Here is a 21,505-nt window from a genome sequence, read left to right on the forward strand (position 1 = left end):
GTGACCGTCGTGAGGGTGGTTACCAGGGTGGGGGCGACCGTGGTCGTTCCGGCCCGCCCCGTGAGGGCGGCTTCCGTGGCGGTGACCGCGACGGTGGATTCCGTGGTGGCGATCGTGATGGTTCGCGCTCGGGTGCTCCCCGCGAGGGTGGCTTCCGTGGTGGTGACCGTCGTGAGGGTGGTTACCAGGGTGGGGGCGACCGTGGTCGTTCCGGCCCGCCCCGTGAGGGCGGCTTCCGTGGTGGCGACCGCGACGGTGGATTCCGAGGCGGTGACCGTCGTGAAGGTGGCTACCGCGGTGGGGACCGAGACGGAGGCTCCCGCGCTGATGAGCGGCCGCGTCGTGAGGGCGACTACCGGCGGGACGACCGTGGCACGGGCTCCGAGTCGGCCGAGGGCGGGCGCAGTTCGGCCCCGGCGTTGCCGGACGACATCGTCGCCACGGACCTCGACAAGGACGTCCGTGCTGAGCTGCTCTCGTTGAACAAGCCGGTCGCCGAGACGGTGGCCCGACACTTGGTCGCCACTGGACAGTTGATCGACGAGGATCCGGCCGAGGCGCTGGCGCACGCGCTGGCCGCCCGACGGCTCGCGTCGCGCATCTCGGCCGTCCGCGAGGCGGTCGGCCTGGCCGCGTACCACGCGGGGGAGTGGCAGACGGCGATCGCCGAGCTGCGCACGTACCACCGGATGAGTGGATTGCAGAGCCACGTGGCTGTGCTCGCGGACTGTGAGCGCGCTCTGGGCCGGCCGGAGCGGGCTATTGACCTGTTCCGTGGCGCCGACCAGGAGAAGCTGGACCAGGCCGTCGCGATCGAGCTGCTGATCGTCGCCGCGGGCGCCCGGGGTGACCTCGGGCAGAAGGACGCCGCGGTCGCGATGCTCCAGGTCCCGGACCTCACCAGTGAGGCGACGGTGCCGTGGACGGCGCGGCTGCGCTACGCGTACGCCGACGCGCTGCTCGCGGTGGGCCGGCGCGAGGAGGCCCGCGAGTGGTTCTCCCGGGCCGCCGACGTGGACACCGAGGGCGAGACCGATGCCGCGGAGCGGCTGCTGGAACTCGACGGCGTGGTCATCGAGGGCGACGACGAGGACGAGGCGGTCGAGGAGGCCGTCGCCGGTCCCGGCACCCCGGGCGCCGTGCCGGCCCAGCCCGACACCGAGCTGACCGATGACGACGACGACGATGACGATGACGACGACGATGACGATGACGATGACGACGACGACGATGACGACGACGACGACGATGATGACGATGACGATGACGACGACGACGATGAGCGGGGACAGGCCGAGCCTGCTGCCGTCGATCGGACTCCGGTAGCCAGCGACGACGACGCGGTGAACAACGACACCACGAACGCCGACGCGGTGAACGACGCGACCGTCCCGGCCCGGGGCGACGAGTCGGAGTCGACGCAGCGGTGAGTACGGACGCCGGGGAGCGGCTGGTCGACGGGTACACCCTTGTCGTCTTCGACCTGGACGGGGTGATCTACCTGATCGACCGGCCGATCCCCGGCGCGGTCGACGCGGTGGCCCGCCTGCACGCCGAGGGGCGATCGGTGGCGTACGCCACCAACAACGCCTCCCGTCGGTCCAGTGACGTCGCCGACCTGCTGACCGGGATGGGTGTGCCGGCTCGGCCGGAGGAGGTGCTCACCTCCGCTGCGGCCGCCGCCGAGCTGCTGCGTGACCGGCTGCCCGCCGGTGCGCCGGTGCTGGTGGTCGGCGCGGAGGCGCTGCGTGCCGAGTTGCGCGCGGTCGGCCTGACCCCGGTCACCCTCGCCGACGAGAAGCCCGCGGCGGTGGTGCAGGGCTACGGCCCGCAGGTCGGCTGGACCGAGCTGGCCGAGGCGTCGGTCGCGGTGCGGCAGGGGGCCATCTGGGTCGCCACGAACACCGACCGGACGCTGCCCAGCGCCCGGGGACCGCTGCCGGGCAACGGTTCCCTGGTGGCAGTGCTGCGGACGGCGTTGGAGCGGGATCCCGACCTGGTGGTCGGCAAGCCGGAGTCGGCCCTGTTCGAGACCGCCGCCCGGCGCAGTGACGGCGGGCGGACCCTGGTCGTGGGGGACCGGCTGGACACCGACATCGAGGGCGCCCGTCGGGCGGGGCTGGACAGTCTGCTCGTACTCACAGGTGTCAGCGGCGTAGCCGAGTTGCTCGCCGCCGAGCCGCAGCGGCGTCCGACGTACGTCGCGAGGGACCTGGCGGGGCTCTTCGACCCGGCTGCCGCAGTGCGGGTCCCGGGCACGGCGGACACCGGCGGCTGGTCCGTGACGGGCCGCGACGGGACGTTGGAGCTGGCCGGTTCGGGCCGGTCGTTGGACGCGCTGGCCGCGCTCTGCGCGGCGGCGTGGTCGGAGCCGGCGCTGCCGGAGATCCGCCCGGTGGGTGCGGACGCGGCCCACGCGCTGGAGAGTTTCGGGTTGCCCACCGGCGGCTGACGAGGGCGCCAGTCTGAGCGGCTGGCGAGGGCGCCAGTCAGAGCAGCTTGCGCAGTTTCATGAGATCGAACGGGTTGGCCTTGATCGACACCCGGCGGGAGGTCACCGCCTTTGTGACGTCCAGGTCGCCGCGGACCAGGGCGAGCAGGTCGTCGCTGGACGTGCTCAGCGCGATCTTGGCTTTGGAATCGTCGCCGTCGGCCAGCTCGACAAGCCGGCCGCCGCTGATGCGCCCGTGGAACGCGGTGTCCAGGTCGGTGATCCGGCAGGCCAGCGTCCGCTCCAGGTCGACCTTGTCGCGTACCGTCTCGGCGTTGCGATCGAGGCGCGCGGCCAGGTCCTGCAATGCCTGCCGGCACTCGTCCACGCTGGCCACATCTCCCCCTCGCCGATCGCCATGCCGTCCTCGGCACCGTACCGCACGGGAGCGTCCGGGGCGCCCGGTAGCGTGACACCTGCACACCCCGCCGGATGGAAGGACTCAGGCATGCAGGACGCGTGGCGCGCCTACCTCGAACTGGCCATGGGCCTGGCGGAGGCGCCCCGGAAGAAAGCCCAGGACGCGGTGCGCCGCCTCGTCGGCTCCGGCGGCGCGACCGCCGCTCAACTCCAGGCACTCGGCGAGGAACTTGTCACCACCGGCGCGGCCAACCGGGAGGCGCTGACCAAGCTCGTCCGCTTCGAGGTCGACAGGGCCCTCGGCGCTGTCGGTCTGGCCACCGCCGACGAGGTTGCCGAGCTGACCCGCCGGGTGCATGACCTGGAACGGCAGCTGCGCGAGGCGCGAGCCACCGAGCAGGCCACGACGCCCGCCGCCGGACCGGCCGCCGAGCCGCCCGCCCGCCCCACGCCGCAGCCCGACCCGACGCGCGTCGCGTCGCCCGACGAGGGTCTGGTGCCGTCGGATGGCCCAGCCGGCGCGCCGGTCTCCGCGCCGGTGGCCAAGAAGGCGGTCGCGAAGAAAGCCGTGGCCAAGAAGGCGGTCGCCAAGAAGGCCGTCATGAAGAAGCCACCGGCGACCATCAGCACCACCGACGACACTCCGACTCCGGCTGTCATGCCCGCCAAGAAGGCGACAGCCCGCAAGCGGCGCCCGGAGGCTGACTCGTGAGTGACGGCGCGCGCCCCGGCCCGCCGCCCGGCATCCGCCCGGGGCAGCCCGCCGCCCGGCCCGGCCCGTCCCCGGCGGCGTGGCCCGGCCCGCCCGCCGCCGGCCGGCCGGGACCGCCGTCCGTGGCCCGCCCCGGGCCGCCGGTGAACAACCGTCCCGCCCCGCCCTCGGACATGGGTGAGGTCGAGGGCGACGAGGCACGGCACCCGGCGGTCGACGCCGCCGTGCGTGCCATGGCCAACGCGGCGACGCTCGCCCCCGCTGACCAGATCGCGCAGTACGAGGCGGCCTACGAGACGCTCCAGGAAACCCTCGCCACCATCGACCAGACCTGAGCGGACCACCAAGCCCCACGGACCGGAGAACCACCAATGGCACGTCGCAACCGGCTGGACGCCGAACTCGTCCGCCGCGGTCTGGCTCGTTCACGCGAGCAGGCCGCCGCGCTGGTGGAGGCCGGGCGCGTCCAGCTGCGCGGGGTGCGGGCGCGCAAGGCCGCCGCGATGGTGGACCCCGCCGATCCGCTGCTGGTCACCGGAGCGGACCCGGCCGAGGAGTACGTCTCACGGGGCGGCCACAAGCTCGCCGGCGCGTTGGCGGCGTTCGCCCCGGGTGGGCTGCGCGTCGCCGGCCGGCGCTGCCTGGACGCCGGCGCGTCGACAGGTGGTTTCACCGACGTGCTGCTGCGCGCCGGCGCCTCCGAGGTGGTGGCCGTGGACGTCGGCTACGGGCAGCTCGCCTGGTCGCTGCGGACCGACGAGCGGGTCCGGGTGTTCGAACGCACGAACGTTCGTACCCTCGAACCGGCTGCGATCGGCGGGCCTGTCGACCTCACGGTGGCCGACCTGTCGTTCATCTCGCTGCGGTTGGTGTTGCCGGCGCTGGCCGGCTGCACCAGCGACGACGGCGACCTGGCGTTGATGGTGAAGCCGCAGTTCGAGGTCGGCAAGGACCGGGTCGGCGCCGGCGGTGTGGTCCGCGACCCGGCGTTGCGCGCCGAGGCGGTGCTCGACGTGGCCGCGGCGGCGGCGCAGCTCGGTCTCGGTTTGGCGGACGTGGCGGCCAGCCCGCTGCCCGGGCCGAGCGGCAATGTGGAGTTCTTCGTATGGTTGCGCCGAGGCGCGCCATCGGCCGACCCGCAGCGGGTGCGGGCCGTGGTGGCGGCCGGGCCGAACGGCCCGGCGGCCGGCGACGAGCCGGGCTTGGCGGCGGAGGAGGTCCCAGGGTGAACGAGTGGAGCGAGCGTCCCGCCACGGTGCGCGGGACGCGCCGCCGTGGCGGGACGACGGTGGCGGGCCGTTCGGTCGTGGACAGGTGGTCGGGCCGATGAGCCGGACCGCGCTGCTGGTGACCCACACCGGCCGCCGCCGCAGCACCGAGCACGCCCGGTCGGTCGCGGCCGACCTGATCGCCGCCGGTTTCGAGGTACGGGTGGTCGCCGAGGAAGCCGACGACCTCGATCTGCCCGGTGTCCTTCCGGTCGTCGGGCCGGAGGCCGCCGAGGGCGCCGAGATCGTCTTCGCGCTCGGCGGGGACGGCACCTTCCTGCGCGCCGCCGAGTTGGCCCGCCCGGCGAAGGTGCCGCTGCTGGGCATCAACCTCGGCAAGGTCGGCTTCCTGGCCGAGGCGGAGATCAACGACCTGGACACCGCGGTCCGGGACGTCGTCGAGCGCAACTACACGGTGAACGAGCGGCTCACCCTTGACGTGACAGCCGAGTTCGACGGTGGCCCGACCATCGAGTCCTGGGCGCTCAACGAGATAAGCGTCGAAAAGGGCGAGCGCGCGCAGATGCTCGAACTGCTCGTCGACGTGGACGGGCGGCCGCTGTCGCGCTACGGGTGCGACGGTGTGGTCTGTGCGACCCCGACCGGTTCCACGGCGTACGCGTTCTCCGGTGGTGGGCCGGTGGTCTGGCCGGAGGTGGAGGCGCTGCTGCTGGTGCCGATCAGCGCGCACGCGTTGTTCAGCCGTCCGCTTGTCACCGCACCCACGTCCACCTTCGTGATCACCGTCGACCCGTTCACCACTCTCGCCGTGCTCTGCTGCGACGGCAGGCGGGTCTATGACCTGCCGCCCGGCGCGCGGGTGACGGTGCGGCGGGGCACCCTGCCGGTGCGCATCGTGCGGTTGCAGCCGCGGCCGTTCACCGACCGGCTGGTCGCCAAGTTCGGGCTGCCCGTGCACGGGTGGCGTGGCAGCCGCCAGTGACCGTGGGGCACACCCTCGGTGTACGGCGGTTGTCCACCTGGCGCCATGTCGCCGCTGCGGCGGTCGAAGGTTAGTGACCTGGTGCTGCGTCGCGCCGCAGACTCCGATCGGTCCTCATCTACGGATGGCGGGCCTACCGGAGTGAAGGAGCGCATCGTATGCACTGGTCCCCTCGCTGGCTCACCGTCGGCGTGGTCGGCGCGCTGGTGGTCGGCCTCGCCGCACCGGCTTCCGCTGAGCCGCCCGCCCCGCCCACCGGCCCGAGCCTGGGCGCGTCCGCCCCGGGCGCCGTGCCCGTCCGCATCACCCTCATCACCGGTGACCAGGTGGAGTTGGCGCCCGCGGCCCCGGGTCGGGTCGCCGCCACCGTCCGTCCCGGCCCCGGGCGCGAGCGGGTCATCTTCCAGACCCTGGAGGTCGACGGCGGGCTGCGGGTGCTGCCCAGCGACGTCCTGCCCTACGTCTCCAGCGGGGTCCTCGACGCGAACCTCTTCGACGTGCAGGAGTTGGCCGCCGACGGGTACGGCGACGCCGCGCAGGGCTTCCTGCCGCTGATCGTGCGCTACCAGGAGCCGGCCGCCGGCCGGGTCCGGCCGCTCGCCGGCGCCACCGACGCCCGACCGCTGGAGAGCATCAACGGCGCGGCGCTGCGGGTGGGCAAGGGCGACCTCGGCGGCCTGTGGACCTCCCTCGCCGGCACCCCGGCGGCCCGGACCACGACCGCCGCCGCACCTCGACTGGGCGGTGGTGTCGCCCGCGTCTGGCTGGACGGGCGGGTCCGTCCCGCTCTGGAGCACAGCGTGCCGCAGATCGGCGCACCGGCGGCCTGGGCGGCCGGCCGGGACGGCGCCGGCGTGAAGGTCGCGGTGCTCGACACCGGCGTCGACAACACCCACCCCGACCTGGTCGATCGGGTCGTCGAGGCGCGGGACTTCTCCGGCAGCGGCAGCGCCCGCGACGGTCACGGTCACGGCACCCACGTGGCGGCCACCATCGCCGGCAGTGGCGTGGCGTCCGACGGGCTGCGCAAGGGCGTGGCGCCCGGCGCGCGACTGCTGGTCGGCAAGGTGCTCGACGACGGCGGGTCCGGCAGTTCCTCGGCCATCATCGAGGGCATGGAGTGGGCAGCCCGCTCCGGCGCGAAGGTCGTCAGCATGAGCCTCGGCGGCGACCCCACCGACGGGACCGACCCGATGAGCCTCGCGCTGGACGACCTGACCGCCGAGACGGGTGCGCTCTTCGTGGTCGCCGCCGGCAACGCGGGCGAGGCGCGTACCGTCGGCTCGCCGGGCGCGGCCACCGCAGCGCTCACCGTGGGCGCTGTCGACCGGAACGACAACCTGGCGACGTTCTCCAGCCGCGGCCCACGCCTCGGCGACAACGGCCTCAAGCCCGAGATCACCGCGCCGGGCGTCGGCATCGTCGCCGCGCGGGCCGCCGGCACCACGATGGGTACGCCGGTGGGCGACGCGTACACGACCGCGTCGGGCACTTCGATGGCCACGCCGCACGTGTCCGGCGCGGCGGCGATCCTTGCCCAGGAGCACCCCGACTGGTCCGCCGCGAAGCTCAAGGACGCGCTGGTCAGCACCACGAAGGCCAACCCGGCGCTTACCGTCTTCGAGCAGGGCGGCGGTCGCGTCGACGTGCCCCGGGCGCTTCAGCAGCAGGTGTACGCCTCGGCCACCGCAGGCTTCGGCCGGGTCAGCACCGGCGGTGCGGCGGTCGAGCGGACCGTGACGTACACGAACGGCACGAAGGCCGCGCAGACCCTGCGGCTGGCGTTGGACCTGCGCAACCTCGACACCGGCGTGGCCGAGACCGACGGTGTCTCCGTCGCCGGTGCGGTGACGGTGCCGGCGGGTGCCAGCGTGGCGGTGCCGCTGCGCGCTGATCCGGCGAAGCTGGGCCGTGGACCGCACGGCGGCTGGCTGGTGGCGACCGGCGCGAACGGCGTCGCCGTGCGGACTCCGGTCGGGCTCACCGTCAGCGGCCCGTTGCACGAGGTCACCGTGAAGGTGTTGGACCGGCAAGGCAAGCTGACCCTGTCGCCGGGGTTGACGCTCTTCGGTGAGCAGCCCGAGTCGGACTACCTGGGTTGGTGGCCGGGCGAGGGCACCCTGCGCGTCGAGGAGGGCACGTACCTGCTGACCGCGATGGTCGAGCACGGCGCCCCACTGGACGAGCAGCTGACGGAGCTCATCGAGCCGGAGCTGACTGTCGACCGGGACCTGACAGTGGTGCTCGACGCGCGCAAGGGCACGCCGGTACGCATCGAGACGCCGAAGCCCAGCGAGCAGCGGGCCACACTCAGCTACTACGTGCACCGGGTGCTGGGCAACGGCCGGCAGATCGACCACGGTGTGATGGCTTTCAGCACGGTGCAGCAGGTGAACGTCAATCCGACCCGGCGGGTACGGCAGGGCGAGTTCGAGTTCGCCTCGCGCTGGCAGCTCGTCGCGCCGATGGTGGACGCGAAGATCAGCGGGGTGTCCGGCCCGTTGGACATCAACCTCATGGGTATGTCACCGGCGCCGACGGGCCGGCGCAAGCTGCCGCTGGTGTGGGCCGGCACCGGCAGCCCGGCTGAGCTGAACCGGGTGCGGGGAGCCGCCGCGCTTCTGACAGGCGACCCGGACCGCTCCGAGGAGGAGCAGGTCGCCGCGGCCGCGGGAGCCGGCGCCGCAGCGGTGCTGATCGTCCGGTCTGCGGACTTCAGCGCGTGGACGGTGTGGCGACCCGGCGGGGACCGCCTCGCGATCCCGTCGATGGTGGTGGCGTACGACGACGGGCAGCGGCTGATCGCGGCGGCCCGTAAGGGCCGGACGACGCTGGACCTGACGTTGACAGTGGACAGCCCCTACCTCTACGACGTGTGGCAGGTGTCGAAGGACCGGGTGCCGGAGCGGATCGTGCACACGGTGACGGCGAAGAACACCGCCGAGGTGACAGCGAGCTACGGCGACATGGGTGCGGGCTGGGCCACCGAGCAGCGGTTCGGCTGGCGTCCGTGGCAGGAGTACTCGTGGAACGACGACCAGCGCCTGGTCCGCAACGGCACCACCCGCCAGGAGTTCGTCAGCGCGGGGGACACCTGGTGGCAGCACCGGGTGCTGCACAAGTCGATGTTCATGCAGTGGGGGCAGCTGACCGGCGGTCTGACCCAGGAGCCCCGGCGGTACGCCGCCGACGACCGGGAGGTCGAGACCTGGCACGCGCCGGTGGTCCGCCCGGCCGTACCGGCCAGCGGGGCGCAGGTGCCCACCCGCACCGGTGACACCCTCGACCTGCGGGTGCCCGAGTTCGTCGACGCGGCAGGCCACTTCAGCGTGGGCGGCGACAGCGAGGAGTCGGACACGGTCCAGGTCCGGGTCAGTCGCGACGGGCGGCAGATCGCCGACCTCTCCGACGGCTGGGCGTCGGTGCCCACCACCGCCGGATCGGCCCGCTACCGCCTGGAGATGACCACCGTGCGGTCCTCGGCCGCGTGGCGTTACGCGACCCGCACCGAGACTGCCTGGCAGTTCAGCTCCGCCCGGCCGGCCGGTGGCGCCGCCAAGCCGTTGTCGCTGTTGCAGGTGGACTACGGGGTGCCGGCCGACCTGCTCGGCACGGTACGCGGCGACAAGCCGCACCACCTGGGGTTGACGCTGCGCCAGCCGGCCGGGGTTGCCGCGCCGAGCGGTACCAGCGTGACGGTGCAGGTCTCCTTCGACGGGGGCGCCACCTGGCGCACCGTGGCGACCAAGGGGTCGGGCACCCGGTACACGGCAACGGTGCCGGCCGGGCGTGGAACGGTGTCGCTGCGGGTGCACGCCGCCGACCGGGCCGGGAACACCGTCGACCAGACAGTGCTTCAGGCGTACGGGCTGCGCTGATCGTGGACGGGGGCGGGGCGGCCAGGTGCCGTCCCGCCCCTGTGGGTGTTCAGAGCCAGCCGCGCCGGGCGACCTGGAACGCCAACCCGGGTCGTGTGTCCACGCCGGCGGCGGCCATCAGGTCGGCGATCCTGCGTTGCACGGTCCGCCGGCTCACCCCGAGTTGGGAGGCGATGGACTTGTCCGGTACGCCTGCCACGAACAGCGACAGCAGCCGTGCCTCGTCGGCGTCCGGCTGGTAGCTGTCGGTGTGCCGGTCGTCGGTGTGCCTGTTGTCGGCGTCGGCTCGCCGGCTGTCGGTGGCCGCGACGCTGAGCGGGTCGTCCAGCCGCAGCCGGGTGGCCACCCGCCAGTGGCTCTCGAAGAGGGCGAGCAACGCGTCGAGCAGTTGACTGCGGCCGATCACCGCGGCGCTCGGCTCGCCGCCGTCACGGTCGGGCACCAGCGGGCAGATCGCGGTACGGCCGTCCACGATGGCCAGCCGGACCGGTAGACGGTCCAGGACCCGGGCCTGCTCGCCGGCGGCGACCCCCTTTGTCAGGTCGGCCAGCGCACCCGGCTCCAGCAGCAGATCCCGCTCGTAGATGGCCCGGTAGCTGACACCACGGGCCAGCGCGTCGAACTCCTCGACGTTCTCCGGGCCGGCCATGGCCAGAGGGTTCGCCCGGCAGAACCAGAGCACCTCGGTACGCGCCGAGTTCTGCAGATCACGCAGCCGGTCGCGCAGCACACGGGTGCCGCTGATCACCTCGACCAGGTGGTCGACGTGGTGGCGGCGCAGCCCCGCGCGGTACTCCTCGGCCAGTTGGGTGACCCGCAGCCGGGCCGCCTCCAGGTCCTCCTGCCGGCGCAGCAGCGTCGCGCCGAGGGCGACGTCCGGGGCGGTCGGGCGCAGCGGGGCGTCCGGATCGCTGTCGGTGGGCTGCACGAGGCCCTTGGCCCGCAACGCCTCGACCTGCTCGAGCACCTGCGCCCGGGGCCGTCGCAGCCGACCGGCCAGTTCGTCGACGCGGGCCGTGGTGAGCTGGAGCAGGCAGCGGTACAGCTCCTCCTCGGCCGAGGTCAGGCCAATCACGTCCAACACGGGGCAAGACTGTACGTCGCCTGCGTACGGGCCGTGCCACGGCCCATCGGCGGGGTTGCGGCGGGCTCGGCGGCTGGTCACTGTCGGCCCACGCGTCTACTGTCGGGTGCTGTGCTGGAAGAGCTGCGGATCACCGGACTCGGCGTCATCGAGGACACCACGCTGCCGTTGACCGGCGGGATGAACGTCATCACCGGCGAGACCGGTGCGGGCAAGACCATGGTGGTGACCGGCCTCGGCCTGCTCTTCGGCGGCCGGGCCGACGCCGGGCGGGTCCGTGCCCAGCCGGGCCGGGCGGTGGTGGAGGGGCGGCTGCGCCTGCGGGGCCGGGCTGCCGACGCCGTGCACGCGCGGATCACCGACGCCGGTGGTGAGCCTGACGAGGACGGGTCGCTGCTGTTGAGCCGCACGGTGACGGTGGAGGGCCGCTCGCGTGCCCACGTCGGTGGCCGGAGCATGCCGGTGTCGATGCTGGGCGAGGTCGGCGAGCAGGCGGTGGCCGTGCACGGCCAGTCCGACCAGTTGCGGTTGCTGCGCCCGGCCGAGCAGCGGGCCGCACTGGACCGGTTCGCCGGCCCGGCGCACGAGAAGCTGCTCGACGCGCTGCGCGAGGCGTACACCGGTTGGCGGCGGGTGGTCGACGACCTGGCCGACCGGCGGCGCAACGCCCGCGAGCGCAATCAGGAGGCTGACCTGTTGCGGCTCGGCCTGGACGAGATCACCAGGGTCGATCCGCAGCCCGGTGAGGACGACGATCTGAAGACCGAGGCGCAGCGGCTGGAGCACGCCGAGGGCCTGCGGACGGCCGCGCAGTTGGCCCAGCTGTGTGTGGCCGGCGGTGCGGACGCGGCCGACGAGACACCCGACGCGGCGGCGCTGCTCGGCACCGCCCGGCGCACCCTCGAGGCGCAGGCCGGCACCGATCCGGCGCTCGGTGAGCTGGCGGCCCGGCTGGAGGAGGCGGCCACGCTCGTCACCGACGTCTCGGCGGAGCTGTCGACGTACCTGGCGACGCTTGACGCGGACCCGGCCCGGTTGCAGCACCTCTACGAGCGGCGGGCCGCGTTGCGGGCGTTGACCCGCAAGTACGCCGACGACGTCGACGGGGTGATCGCCTGGGCCGAGCGGGCGCGCACGCGGCTGTCCGATCTGGACACGTCCGACGACCTGCTCGACGAGTTGGACGCGGAGGGGCAGCGGTTGGCCGTCGAGGTCGCCGACCTGGCGTCGCGGGTGTCGGTGTCCCGGCAGGAGGCGGCGGTCCGCTTCGCCGATCAGGTCACCGTCGAGCTGGCGGGGCTGGCCATGCCGCACGCCCGGATCGAGGTGGCGGTGCTGCCCCGGCCGGCGGGCCGGGCCGAGCCGACGCTGACTGTCAACGGTGTCGAGGTGGGTGTCGCCCCGGACGGCGGTGACGAGGTGGAGCTGCGGTTGCTGGCCCACCCGGGCGCGCCGTCGTTGCCGTTGCAGCGGGGCGCATCTGGCGGTGAGCTGTCCCGGGTGATGCTCGCCATCGAGGTGGTGTTCGCCGGCTCGGGTGGCCCGCCCACGCTGGTCTTCGACGAGGTCGACGCCGGGGTGGGCGGCCAGGCCGCAGTGGAGATCGGCCGCCGGCTGGCCCGGCTGGCGCGCACCCACCAGGTGCTTGTCGTCACCCACCTGCCGCAGGTGGCGGCGTTCGCCGATCGGCATCTGGTGGTGGCGAAGGACACCGGCGGCGCGGTGACGACAAGCGGAGTCCGGGTCGTGGAGGACACCGAACGCGCCCGGGAGCTGGCCCGGATGCTCGCAGGTTTGCCGGACTCGGATCTGGGTATCGCCCACGCGGAAGAGCTTCTCGCGGTGGCGGCGAAGGAAAGGCGGTTGTGACGCCGCGTATTGTGAGCGCAAGCACACCGGCTTGTGCCGGTGTGTGCTTCCCTGGGTAGGCGGCCCTGCTCAGGCATGTCGCGACAGAAAAGCCTGCCTCACATGCCAGGATGGTCACGATGCGTCTACCCACGTTGCGCCGGAACCGAAACACGGAGCCGGGCCGAGTCCTCGGCACCGCGCGCCTCGACCGCCGGACAAAGCGCCTGGTCGGCCGGCTGCGCCCGGGTGACATCGCGATCATCGACCATGTCGACCTGGACCGGGTCGCTGCCGATTCTTTGGTAGCTGTCGGTGTCGGTGCGGTGCTCAACGCCAAGCCGTCGGTCTCCGGCCGCTATCCCAACCTCGGGCCCGAGGTGTTGATCGCCGCCGGCATCCCACTCCTGGACGACCTGGGGGAGGGCGTCTTCGAGCAGATCCGCGAGGGCGACCAGGTCCGCATCGAGGGCAACACGGTGTACGCCGGTGACGAGCCGGTCGCGCACGGCACCCTGCAGGACGCCGAGTCGGTCGCCAAGGCGATGTCCGATGCCCGGGAGGGCCTGTCGGTGCAGTTGGAGGCGTTCGCCGCCAACACGATGGACTACCTGCGCCAGGAACGCGACCTGCTGCTCGACGGCGTGGGCGTCCCGGACATCGAGACCCAGATGCAGGGTCGGCACTGCCTGATCGTGGTGCGCGGCTACGACTACAAGGCCGACCTGGACGTGCTGCGCCCGTACATCAGGGAGTTCAAGCCGGTGCTGATCGGCGTGGACGGCGGGGCCGACGCGCTCGTCGAGGCCGGATACACGCCCGACATGATCATCGGGGACATGGATTCGGTCACCGACGACGTGCTGCGCTGCGGCGCCGAGGTGATCGTGCACGCCTACCCGGACGGGCGGGCGCCCGGCCTGCCCCGGGTCAACGGCCTCGGTGTGCCGGCGATCACCTTCCCGGCCGCGGCGACCAGCGAGGATCTGGCCATGCTGCTGGCCGACGAGAAGGGCGCCTCGCTGCTGGTCGCCGTCGGCACCCACGCCACACTCGTCGAATTCCTCGACAAGGGTCGCGGCGGAATGGCCTCGACGTTCCTGACCCGGCTGAAGGTCGGCGGCAAGCTTGTCGACGCCAAGGGTGTGAGCCGGCTCTACCGGCAGAGCATCTCCGGCTCGTCGCTGTTGCTGCTGGTGCTCTCGGCGATCGCAGCGATGGCCTCGGCGGTGGCCGTCTCTACAGTCGGTAAGGCGTACCTGGGCGTGGTCGCCGAGTGGTGGGACAATTTCGTGTTCCAGCTGTACCGGCTCTTCTAGTTCCCGACCGATCAAGAGGCTGCAAGCGTGATCAACTTCCGCTACCACGTGGTGTCCCTCACCGCGGTGTTCCTGGCTCTGGCGATCGGCCTGGTGGTCGGCACAGCCGCCCTCAACGGCCCGGTTGCCGACTCACTTGAGGCGCAGGTCACCGGGCTGCGCAAGGACAACCAGCAGTGGCGTCAGCAGGTCAACAGCATGGAGAAGCAGCTCGCGCTGGAAGAGGAGTTCGCCGAGCAGGTGTCCCAGGTCGTCCTGCCGGGCACCCTCACCGGTCGCCGGGTCGTGGTGCTGAGCCTTCCCAACGGCCGCGACCACACCGAGGCCGTGCTCAAGAAGCTCCAGCAGGCCGGTGCCACCATCACCGGCCGCGTCGACCTCCAGGACAAGTTCATCAACCCGGACAACAACTCCAACCTGCTGGAGTTGGCCGTCACCGCCGCCCGCCCGACCGCGCAGACCACCGGGCTGCCCGGCAACGGGCACGGCGTGGAGACGTCCAGCGCGCTGCTGGCAAGCGTCCTGCTGGACCGGCCACAGGGCACCACGCCGGTCAGCGACGCCGACCGGCGGGCGGTGCTCGCCGCGTACAACAACGCCGGCTACCTGACCACCGACAACAACAAGGTCACCGGGCCGGCGGAGGGCGTCGTCGTGGTCAGCGGCCAGCCGTACGTCGACAAGGACTCCGACCGGCGCGACGAGTCGGTGGTCAAGATCGCCGAGCAGTTCGACCGGACCGGATCGATTGTGGTCAGCGGCAACGGCTCCGCCGGTGGCAACGTCGTGGCGGTGGTGCGCGGCGACCCGGTGCTGTCGCAGACCATCTCCACGGTCGACAACGCCAACACCGTGCAGGGCCAGTTCGTCAGCAGCCTCGCCCTGGCAGAGCAGCTCACCGAGAAGAAGGCCGGCCAGTACGGCGTCGGAGACAACGCCACCTCCGGCCTGTTGCCTAGACTGCCCCAGTGAGCGAACGACGTACCCGCATGTCCGTAACCGCCGAGGTGGTGCGCGAGCGAGCGCAGCACGTGATTCTGAGGCGGGGTACTGCGGCGGCCGACGCCGCCGCCGAGCGCAGCGGAGTGGTGGCGTGAAGGCGTTGGGCCGGCTGCTGATCGCCGGGGCCGGTGCCGCCGCCGCCCGGTACGCGCTGCGGGAGGTGCGCACCGCACCGGTCGGGCCCGCGCTGGAGCGCACAAACTTCCGGGGCCGGACGGTGACCCTGGCCGCCGGGCCGGCGCTCGCCGCCGGCGCGTCCGCAGTGGGCGCGTTCGGTGCCACGAGCGCCGCCTCCGGCGGTGCCGCCCTGGTCGCCGGTCTCGGCGCGGGCGGCGTCGGGCTCTACGACGACGTGGTGGGCTCGCGGCCGGAGCAGAAGGCCGCAAAGGGCTTCGCCGGGCACCTCGCCGCGCTGCGCGAGGGGCGGGTCACCGCCGGCATGGTCAAGGTCGTCGGGGTGGGCGCCGCAGGCCTTGGGGCCGCCGCGTTGCTCGCCGCCGACCCCCGGGTCGCCGCGCACCCGCGCCGGCAGCGCCACGGTGTGTTCGGCAGGGGCGTCGACGTGCTGCTCGGCGCCGGAGTGATCGCCGGCACCGCCAACCTGCTCAACCTGCTCGACCTGCGGCCAGGACGGGCTCTCAAGTCCGGGCTGCTGCTCGCCGCGCCACTGACCGGTGGCCCGCACGGCGGCATCGCCTCGGGCGCGGCAGGTGCCGCCGCCGGCCTGCTCCACGACGACCTCGCCGAGGACGTCATGCTCGGCGACAGCGGCGCCAACGCGCTCGGCGCGCTGCTCGGTGTCGCGCTCGCCGCGCGTACCGGCCCGCTCGGCCGTGCCGGGCTGCTGGCCGTGCTCGCCGGTCTCACCGCCGCCAGCGAGAAGGTCAGCTTCACGTCGGTGATCCAGTCGACGCCGGGGCTGCGGGAGCTCGACGCACTGGGCCGGCGCGCCGACTGACGTGACCAGACCGGCACCCCTCGCCGGCGCCGGCCGGCTGGCCGGGGCAGCCGCGCTCATCGCCGTCCTCACCGTGCTCAGCCGGCTCGCCGGCTTCGGCCGTACCGCCGTGTTCACCTGGAGCCTGGCCCCCACCGACCTCGGCGGCGCCTACGTGGTGGCAAACGCGGTGCCGAACTTCATCTTCGAGATCGTCGCCGGTGGGGCACTGGCCAGCCTTGTCGTGCCGCTGCTCGCGGGGGCGGTCGAAGCCGGCGACCGGACGGCTGTGGCACGGACCACCGGCGCGTTGCTGAGCTGGACGCTTGCCCTGCTGGTGCCGCTCGCGCTGCTCGTGGTGCTGTTCGCCGGGCCGCTGATCGGGACGCTCGGCGACGGCCTCACCGCAGCCCAGCAGCAGAGCGGCGCCCGGATGCTGCGGGTCTTCGCACCGCAGCTGCCGCTGTACGGCATCGGCATCGTGCTCACCGGGGTGCTCCAGGCGCACCGCCGCTTCGCCTGGCCGGTCCTGGCCCCGCTGCTGTCCAGCCTCACCGTGATCGTCGTCTACCTGGCGTTCACCGCCACCCAGGGCCGGCTGGCCACCGTCGGCGGCGTCAGCGCCGACGGGGAGTTGCTGCTGTCGGCGGGCACCACCCTCGGCGTGGTGGTGCTGTCGCTGTCGCTGCTGATCCCGGTCCGCCGGCTCCGGCTGGGGCTGCGACCCGGCTTCGGGTTCCCCACCGACGCGCGGAGCAGGATCGGCGGGTTGGCGGTGGCCGGCGCGGTCGCCGTCGCCTCCCAGCAGGTCGCCCTGATCGTCAGCCTGAACCAGGTCACCTACGGCGCCGCCACCAACCCGGGCGTCTACAACCTGGCCCAGACCGTCTACCTGCTGCCGTGGGCGGTGCTGGCAGTGCCCCTCGCGGTGGCGGCGTACCCGACCCTTGTCGCCTCCCAGGCCACCGGCGACGAGGACACCTACCGGGCGACCCTGGCCCCGGCGGTCCGTGGCGTGCTGCTCTTCGGCTGCCTCGGCGCGGCCGCGCTGATCGGCACCGCCGGGCCGGTCGGGCACTTCTTCTTCCCCGCCGCCACCGCGCCGACCGCCGCCGCAGCGATCATCGGCTTCGCGCCCGGCCTGCTCGGCTACGGCCTGTTCGCGGTGCTCACCCGGGCGCTCTACGCCCGGCGCGAGACCCGCGCGGCGACCATCGCCACAGCGGTCGGCTGGCTGGCCGTCCCCGCCGCCGTCCTGCTGCTGGGCGCGCTGCTGCCGCTGCGGGACCGGGTGCTCGCGGTGACGGCAGCCAACTCGGTCGGCATGCTGCTGCTCGGGGCGCTGCTGGTCGCGGCGGTACTGCGCAGCGCGGGCCGTCCGGCGCTTGCGGGCGCGGCCCGCGCCGGAACCGCCGGCGTGCTGGCCGGGGTGCTCGCCGCCCTCGCCGGGCTGGGCCTGAGCCGACTGCTCCAGTCGGCCGGCGACGGCACCCCGACGATGGCCGCGGCACTCGGTCAGGGCATGCTGTCCGGAGTTCTGGTCGGTGTCGTGTTCCTCGTCGTGGTCTGGTTCGTCGACCGCCGGGACGTACGGCCGCTGCTGCACGGGGTGGCGCGTCGGCTCCGCCGACGGGGAGCACGGGACCGGGCCGGCACGTCGACGCCGGACACGATCCCCCCGGAGCGGGGCGACGGGAAGGAGACGGCGGTTCGGTGAGCGTTGGAAACGGGGACCGACGGGGGTCGCGATGACGGAGCCCAGCCTGCCCGCCGGCTGGTCGGGAACGGTCGCGCTGCTGCTGGCCTCCAGCACCGGCGGGGTCGGCCAACACGTCCGCTCGCTGGCACGCGGGCTCGTCGCGGGCGGCGCCACAGTAGTGGTCTGCGGGCCGGCGGCGACCCAGGAGCAGTTCGACTTCACCGGCGTGGGCGCCGGCTTCACGCCGGTGGAGATCCCGGCCAGCCCCACCCCGGCCGACGCCCGCGCGGTGCTCGCCCTGCGGCGCGCCCTGACCGCCGCCCGGGTGGACGTGGTGCACGCGCACGGTCTGCGCGCCGGACTGGTCGCCGTACTGGCCCGCCCGAGCGCGCCGCTTGTCGTCACCTGGCACAACGCGGTGCTCGCCGGTGGCCTGCGCGGCGGGGTGTCCCGCCTCGTCGAGCGGATGGTGGCCCGGGGCGCCCGGGTGGCCCTCGGCGCCTCCACGGACCTGGTGCAGCGGGCCGTCGCGCTGGGCGCCACCGACGCCCGCCTCGCCCCGGTCGCCGCCCCCACACTGCCCGCCCCGGGTCGCCGTCGCGCCGCCGTGCGGGCCGAGTTCGGCGTACGCCCGGACCAGCCGCTGATCGTCTCCGTCGGCCGGCTGCACCCGCAGAAACGCTACGACGTGCTCATCGACGCCGCAGCCCGCTGGCGCACGCGTACCCCGCCGCCGGTCGTGGTGATCGCCGGCAGCGGCCCGGCGTACCTGCCGCTGGCCGCCCGGACCTCCGCGGCCCGCGCACCGGTGACCCTGCTGGGGCACCGCACCGACGTCGCCGACCTGCTCGCCGGCGCCGACCTGGCCGTGGTGACAAGCGACTGGGAGGCCCGCCAACTCTTCGCCCAGGAGGCGATGCGGGCCGGCGTACCCCTTGTCGCCACCGATGTGGGTGGCCTGCCGGAACTGGTCGGCGACGCCGCCGCGCTGGTCCCCGCCGGTGACGTCGACGCGGTCGACGCGGCGGTACGCGCGCTGCTTGACGACCCGCAGGCGCACGCCGACTTGGCCCGGCGCGGCACCGAGCGGGCCGCGACGTGGCCCACCGAGGCCGACACGGTCGCCGTGCTGGCGGCCCTGTACGCCGAACTGGCTGCGGAACCCGCAGGTCGGGCGGCTCCGGGCTCCGACGCGCCGATGACGGGACACCGGTGATGCTGCGCCGACTCGCGCCCGCACTGTTGACGGTGCTCGTGGTGGCGCTGGGCGTCGCCGCGCTGGCGGCCCGGCCGCCGCAGGGCACTCCGCAGCGCACGGCGGACTTCGTGGTGGTCGTCGGCGTCGCGGGGCTGCGCTGGGAGGACGTCAGCCCGGAGAGCACCCCGACGCTGTGGCGGATGGCCCAGGACGGCTCGATCGGCTCGCTGTCGGTGCGCTCGGCGCACCGGCCCACCTGCCCGGTGGACGGCTGGCTGACGCTGGGAGCGGGCAGCTTCGCCGGGTGGAACGGCAGCCGGCCCGCCGGTGGGTGCCCGCCTGTCGGGGTGACGGTGGAGCAACCGGACGGGATCGGCGCGAACCTGCCCGACCAGGAGAGCGTGGTCCAGTACAACCAGCAGCGGCTGCCCTGGGGCACCGTGCCCGGCTCGCTGTCGGAGTCGGTGCGCTGCTCGGTCGCTGTTGGTCCGGGCGCGGCCGTCGCCGCAGCCCGACCGTTCGGCCGGGTCGACAGGTACGCCGCGGGGCTGCCCGCCGATCCGAGTGCGCTGCTCGGCTCGTGCGTGCTGAGCATCGTCGACCTCGGCACCGTGGACGGGGCCGAGCCGACGGCGCGTGCCGAGCAGGCACGGGCGGCCGACGCCCAGTTGGCCCGGGTGCTGGCCGCCCGGCCACCGCAGTCGCTGGTGCTCGTCGCCGGGATCTCCGACACCGAGCAGCCGTCACGGCTGCACGTGGCGGTCGCCGACGGGCCGGGCTGGGAACGCGGCTGGCTCACCTCGGCCAGCACCGGCCGCGACGGCTACCTGCAACTTGTCGACCTCGCGCCGACGGCGTTGGCCGCTCTGGGCCGGCCGATGCCGGAGCGGCTCTTCCTCGGCCGGCCCGCCGTCAGCACAGGTGAACGCACCGGCGACCTCACCGCCGCGATCAACGCTCCGGCCGACGCCGACCGGGAGGCAGCCGCCCAGCGGACCGTGTCCGGCAGGTTCTTCACGCTGCTCGCCGGGGTGCAGGTGCTGCTGGCCCTGGCGGTGCTGCCGTTGCTGCGCAGGGCCCGCCCGCACGCCGGACCGGCAGGCCCGACCCCGGCGTCCCCGCGGGTCGTGGCGGTGGTGGAGGTGCTGCTTGTCGCGGCGGCGCTGACAGTGCCGGCCGCGCTGCTCGCCGACGCCGTCCCCTGGTGGCGTAGCGAGCACCCCGGGTGGATCTTCGCGGGGGTCACGGCGCTGCTGGTGGCCGGCGGCACGGCGGCGGTCAGGTTCGCCCCCGGGTACGCGAACACGCTCGGCCCGTTCGGCGCGGCGGCCGGCCTCACCACACTTGTCGTCGGGCTGGACGTGCTCACCGGAGCCCGCCTGCAACTCAACGGCGTGGTGGGCTACTCGGCGTTGCAGGGCGGCCGGTACTCCGGGCTGAGCACTGTCGGGCTGGGAGTGTTCCTCGCCGGTGCCCTGCTGACCGGCGGTTGGCTCGCCCAGCGGGTGCACCGTGGCTGGCGGCCGGCGGTGATGGTCGCCGTGGGTGGCCTCGCCGTCGTGGTGGTCGGCAGCCCGTACCTGGGCGCCGATCCGGTCGGGGCCATCGCGTTGACGGCCGGCCTGAGCGTTGCCGCGGTGATCAGCGCCGGTGGCTGGCTGACCATCAGCCGCCTGGCGTGGGCCGCCATGGCAGCCCTGGCCGTCGGGATCGGCTTCGCCGTGGTGGACCTGCGCCGTCCGGCGGCGGAACGCGGCAGCCTGGGCCGGTTCCTGTCCGCAGTGGGCGACGGCACCGGCGGTTTTACCGTGCACCGCTCCAGCACCGCGAACTTCGAGACGTTCGTGAACAGCCCGTTGACAGTGCTGGCCCTGGTCGGCGCGCTCGTGGTGTGGTTCGCCCTGATGCAGCCCTGGGGTGGGCTGATGCGGCTGTTCGGCATCTACCCGGCGGTACGGGCCGCGCTTGCCGGCACCGCTGTCGCGGCGGTGCTCGGTGGCCTGCTCGACGGCGCGGCGTTGGACGTGGCCGGCGCGGCCACCGCCCTCGTGGTGCCGATGGCCGCGCTGGCGTCGCTGCGGGTTCTCGGGCACGCCGCGGACCGCACCCGCCCCGGCACGGGCCGTACCCGTGACGACGGTGCCGACGACGAACGCGGCTCCGGCGGCGCCGGCCCGGCCGGCGGGAGCGACGGCCCGACCGGCGGCGGAGGACCGCTCGGAGCCGGTCATCCCCGGCCGATCAGCGCGCCGCCCGCCGGCCCACCACGGTCCGTCACACCGCCGCCCAGCGCGCCGCCCGCCGGCCCACCACGGTCCGTCACACCGCCGCCCAGCGCCGCCCCGGACGACGGCCCGGCGCACCCCGCCCCGGATGACGGGCCGGCGCACGCCGCCCTGACGGAAGGACCGCCGCAACCCGCGGCGGATGACGGGCCGGCGCATCCCGGCCCGGACGGGGCCGGCGGCGACGCACGGCCGCCCGGCGACCACCCGGCAGAGGATGCGCCGCCTGGCGACCGCCTGGCAGAGGGCGCGCTGGCGTCGCCGGTGGCCCCCGCGCAGCGGGTGCCGAGCGACACCGCGCCGCAGGCGCGAACCGACAGAGGATCGACGGAGGTTGCCGCGCCCTGAGCACCGGGCGTCGTCGTGGTGACCCGGTGGTGGCCCGCCCGGGGTGCGGCCTGCGACTACCCGCGGCAGAGGTGTTACCGTGGAATCCCGTGGATCGCGTGATCACTTTGGTGATCGAGCACGGCGGTCTGCA

At 73.9% G+C, this 21,505-nt stretch carries 17 protein-coding genes; 15 read left to right on the forward strand and 2 right to left on the reverse strand.

Translation table 11 applies throughout. The annotated features are described in order from the left end of the window. Positions 1-503 precede the first annotated feature (503 nt). Together ACLQ23_RS29425 and ACLQ23_RS29430 are read left to right on the forward strand one after the other, a co-directional pair. Positions 504-1,430 carry a Replicase polyprotein 1ab gene (locus ACLQ23_RS29425; RefSeq protein WP_355595971.1) on the forward strand — a complete coding sequence of 309 codons (927 nt, stop codon included), beginning with the start codon at positions 504-506 and terminating at the stop codon, positions 1,428-1,430. Continuing rightward, complete coding sequence (locus tag ACLQ23_RS29430; protein ID WP_355595778.1) at positions 1,427-2,452, forward strand: HAD-IIA family hydrolase; 1,026 nt, start codon at positions 1,427-1,429, stop codon at positions 2,450-2,452. The genes ACLQ23_RS29425 and ACLQ23_RS29430 overlap by 4 nt, the downstream gene beginning before the upstream one ends. 37 nt (positions 2,453-2,489) lie before the next feature. Here ACLQ23_RS29430 and ACLQ23_RS29435 read toward each other — a convergent pair whose 3' ends face one another. After that, positions 2,490-2,828, reverse strand: coding sequence for an SCP2 sterol-binding domain-containing protein (locus ACLQ23_RS29435; RefSeq protein ID WP_355595780.1), 339 nt, complete (start codon positions 2,826-2,828; stop codon positions 2,490-2,492). Positions 2,829-2,939: 111 nt separating this feature from the next. On the opposite strand from ACLQ23_RS29435, the gene ACLQ23_RS29440 reads away from it, so the two are divergent. The 5 genes from ACLQ23_RS29440 (at position 2,940) to ACLQ23_RS29460 (ending at position 9,652) form a co-directional block, all read left to right on the forward strand. Further along, a complete protein-coding gene (locus ACLQ23_RS29440; RefSeq protein WP_355595782.1) occupies positions 2,940-3,563 on the forward strand; it encodes a phasin family protein in 624 nt (207 codons plus the stop codon). Beyond that, on the forward strand, positions 3,560-3,898 hold the full coding sequence (locus ACLQ23_RS29445; protein WP_425736083.1) for a hypothetical protein: 339 nt from the start codon (positions 3,560-3,562) through the stop codon (positions 3,896-3,898). The genes ACLQ23_RS29440 and ACLQ23_RS29445 overlap by 4 nt, the downstream gene beginning before the upstream one ends. A gap of 36 nt (positions 3,899-3,934) precedes the next feature. Next, complete coding sequence (locus ACLQ23_RS29450; RefSeq protein ID WP_355595784.1) at positions 3,935-4,792, forward strand: TlyA family RNA methyltransferase; 858 nt, start codon at positions 3,935-3,937, stop codon at positions 4,790-4,792. A 97-nt stretch (positions 4,793-4,889) separates the two neighbouring features. Then, positions 4,890-5,774 (forward strand): NAD kinase, encoded by an 885-nt coding sequence (locus tag ACLQ23_RS29455; protein WP_355595975.1) that lies wholly within the window; start codon positions 4,890-4,892, stop codon positions 5,772-5,774. Between the two features lie 158 nt (positions 5,775-5,932). Beyond that, entirely contained in the window at positions 5,933-9,652 is a 3,720-nt protein-coding gene (locus ACLQ23_RS29460) for a S8 family serine peptidase (RefSeq protein ID WP_425881387.1), read from the forward strand. A gap of 49 nt (positions 9,653-9,701) precedes the next feature. On the opposite strand, the gene ACLQ23_RS29465 is transcribed toward ACLQ23_RS29460, so the two are convergent. Beyond that, the gene (locus tag ACLQ23_RS29465; protein WP_425736085.1) at positions 9,702-10,736 is read right to left on the reverse strand and encodes a helix-turn-helix domain-containing protein; all 1,035 of its coding nucleotides are present in this window, start codon (positions 10,734-10,736) and stop codon (positions 9,702-9,704) included. Positions 10,737-10,847: 111 nt separating this feature from the next. Here ACLQ23_RS29465 and recN point away from each other — a divergent pair, with 111 nt between their 5' ends. The 8 genes from recN (at position 10,848) to ACLQ23_RS29505 (ending at position 21,372) form a co-directional block, all read left to right on the forward strand. After that, positions 10,848-12,605 (forward strand): DNA repair protein RecN, encoded by a 1,758-nt coding sequence (gene recN / locus ACLQ23_RS29470; RefSeq protein ID WP_425736086.1) that lies wholly within the window; start codon positions 10,848-10,850, stop codon positions 12,603-12,605. A 119-nt stretch (positions 12,606-12,724) separates the two neighbouring features. Further along, a complete protein-coding gene (steA, locus tag ACLQ23_RS29475) occupies positions 12,725-13,903 on the forward strand; it encodes a putative cytokinetic ring protein SteA (protein WP_425736087.1) in 1,179 nt (392 codons plus the stop codon). 27 nt (positions 13,904-13,930) lie between these two features. Then, a complete protein-coding gene (locus ACLQ23_RS29480; RefSeq protein WP_053657223.1) occupies positions 13,931-14,875 on the forward strand; it encodes a copper transporter in 945 nt (314 codons plus the stop codon). Further along, positions 14,872-15,000 (forward strand): hypothetical protein, encoded by a 129-nt coding sequence (locus tag ACLQ23_RS29485; RefSeq protein WP_425736088.1) that lies wholly within the window; start codon positions 14,872-14,874, stop codon positions 14,998-15,000. Before ACLQ23_RS29480 ends, ACLQ23_RS29485 begins: the two co-directional genes overlap by 4 nt. After that, on the forward strand, positions 14,997-15,863 hold the full coding sequence (locus ACLQ23_RS29490; RefSeq protein WP_425736089.1) for a hypothetical protein: 867 nt from the start codon (positions 14,997-14,999) through the stop codon (positions 15,861-15,863). The genes ACLQ23_RS29485 and ACLQ23_RS29490 overlap by 4 nt, the downstream gene beginning before the upstream one ends. 1 nt (position 15,864) lies before the next feature. Then, entirely contained in the window at positions 15,865-17,559 is a 1,695-nt protein-coding gene (gene murJ / locus ACLQ23_RS29495; protein WP_425736090.1) for a murein biosynthesis integral membrane protein MurJ, read from the forward strand. 31 nt (positions 17,560-17,590) lie between these two features. After that, positions 17,591-18,757 carry a glycosyltransferase family 4 protein gene (locus ACLQ23_RS29500; protein ID WP_355595798.1) on the forward strand — a complete coding sequence of 389 codons (1,167 nt, stop codon included), beginning with the start codon at positions 17,591-17,593 and terminating at the stop codon, positions 18,755-18,757. Next, entirely contained in the window at positions 18,757-21,372 is a 2,616-nt protein-coding gene (locus ACLQ23_RS29505) for a hypothetical protein (RefSeq protein WP_425736091.1), read from the forward strand. The genes ACLQ23_RS29500 and ACLQ23_RS29505 overlap by 1 nt, the downstream gene beginning before the upstream one ends. The last annotated feature ends 133 nt before the right edge of the window (positions 21,373-21,505 follow it).

The sequence above is a fragment of the Micromonospora sp. DT41 genome, from assembly GCF_049841715.1.
Taxonomy (GTDB): Bacteria; Actinomycetota; Actinomycetes; order Mycobacteriales; family Micromonosporaceae; genus Micromonospora; species Micromonospora profundi.

Coding starts and splice junctions, on each gene's coding strand:
- ACLQ23_RS29440 (WP_355595782.1), top strand. CDS start 2,940: ATGCAGGACGCGTGGCGCGCCTACCTCGAACTGGCCATGGGCCTGGCG.
- steA (WP_425736087.1), top strand. CDS start 12,725: ATGCGTCTACCCACGTTGCGCCGGAACCGAAACACGGAGCCGGGCCGA.
- ACLQ23_RS29460 (WP_425881387.1), top strand. CDS start 5,933: ATGCACTGGTCCCCTCGCTGGCTCACCGTCGGCGTGGTCGGCGCGCTG.
- ACLQ23_RS29450 (WP_355595784.1), top strand. CDS start 3,935: ATGGCACGTCGCAACCGGCTGGACGCCGAACTCGTCCGCCGCGGTCTG.
- ACLQ23_RS29455 (WP_355595975.1), top strand. CDS start 4,890: ATGAGCCGGACCGCGCTGCTGGTGACCCACACCGGCCGCCGCCGCAGC.
- ACLQ23_RS29505 (WP_425736091.1), top strand. CDS start 18,757: ATGCTGCGCCGACTCGCGCCCGCACTGTTGACGGTGCTCGTGGTGGCG.
- ACLQ23_RS29500 (WP_355595798.1), top strand. CDS start 17,591: ATGACGGAGCCCAGCCTGCCCGCCGGCTGGTCGGGAACGGTCGCGCTG.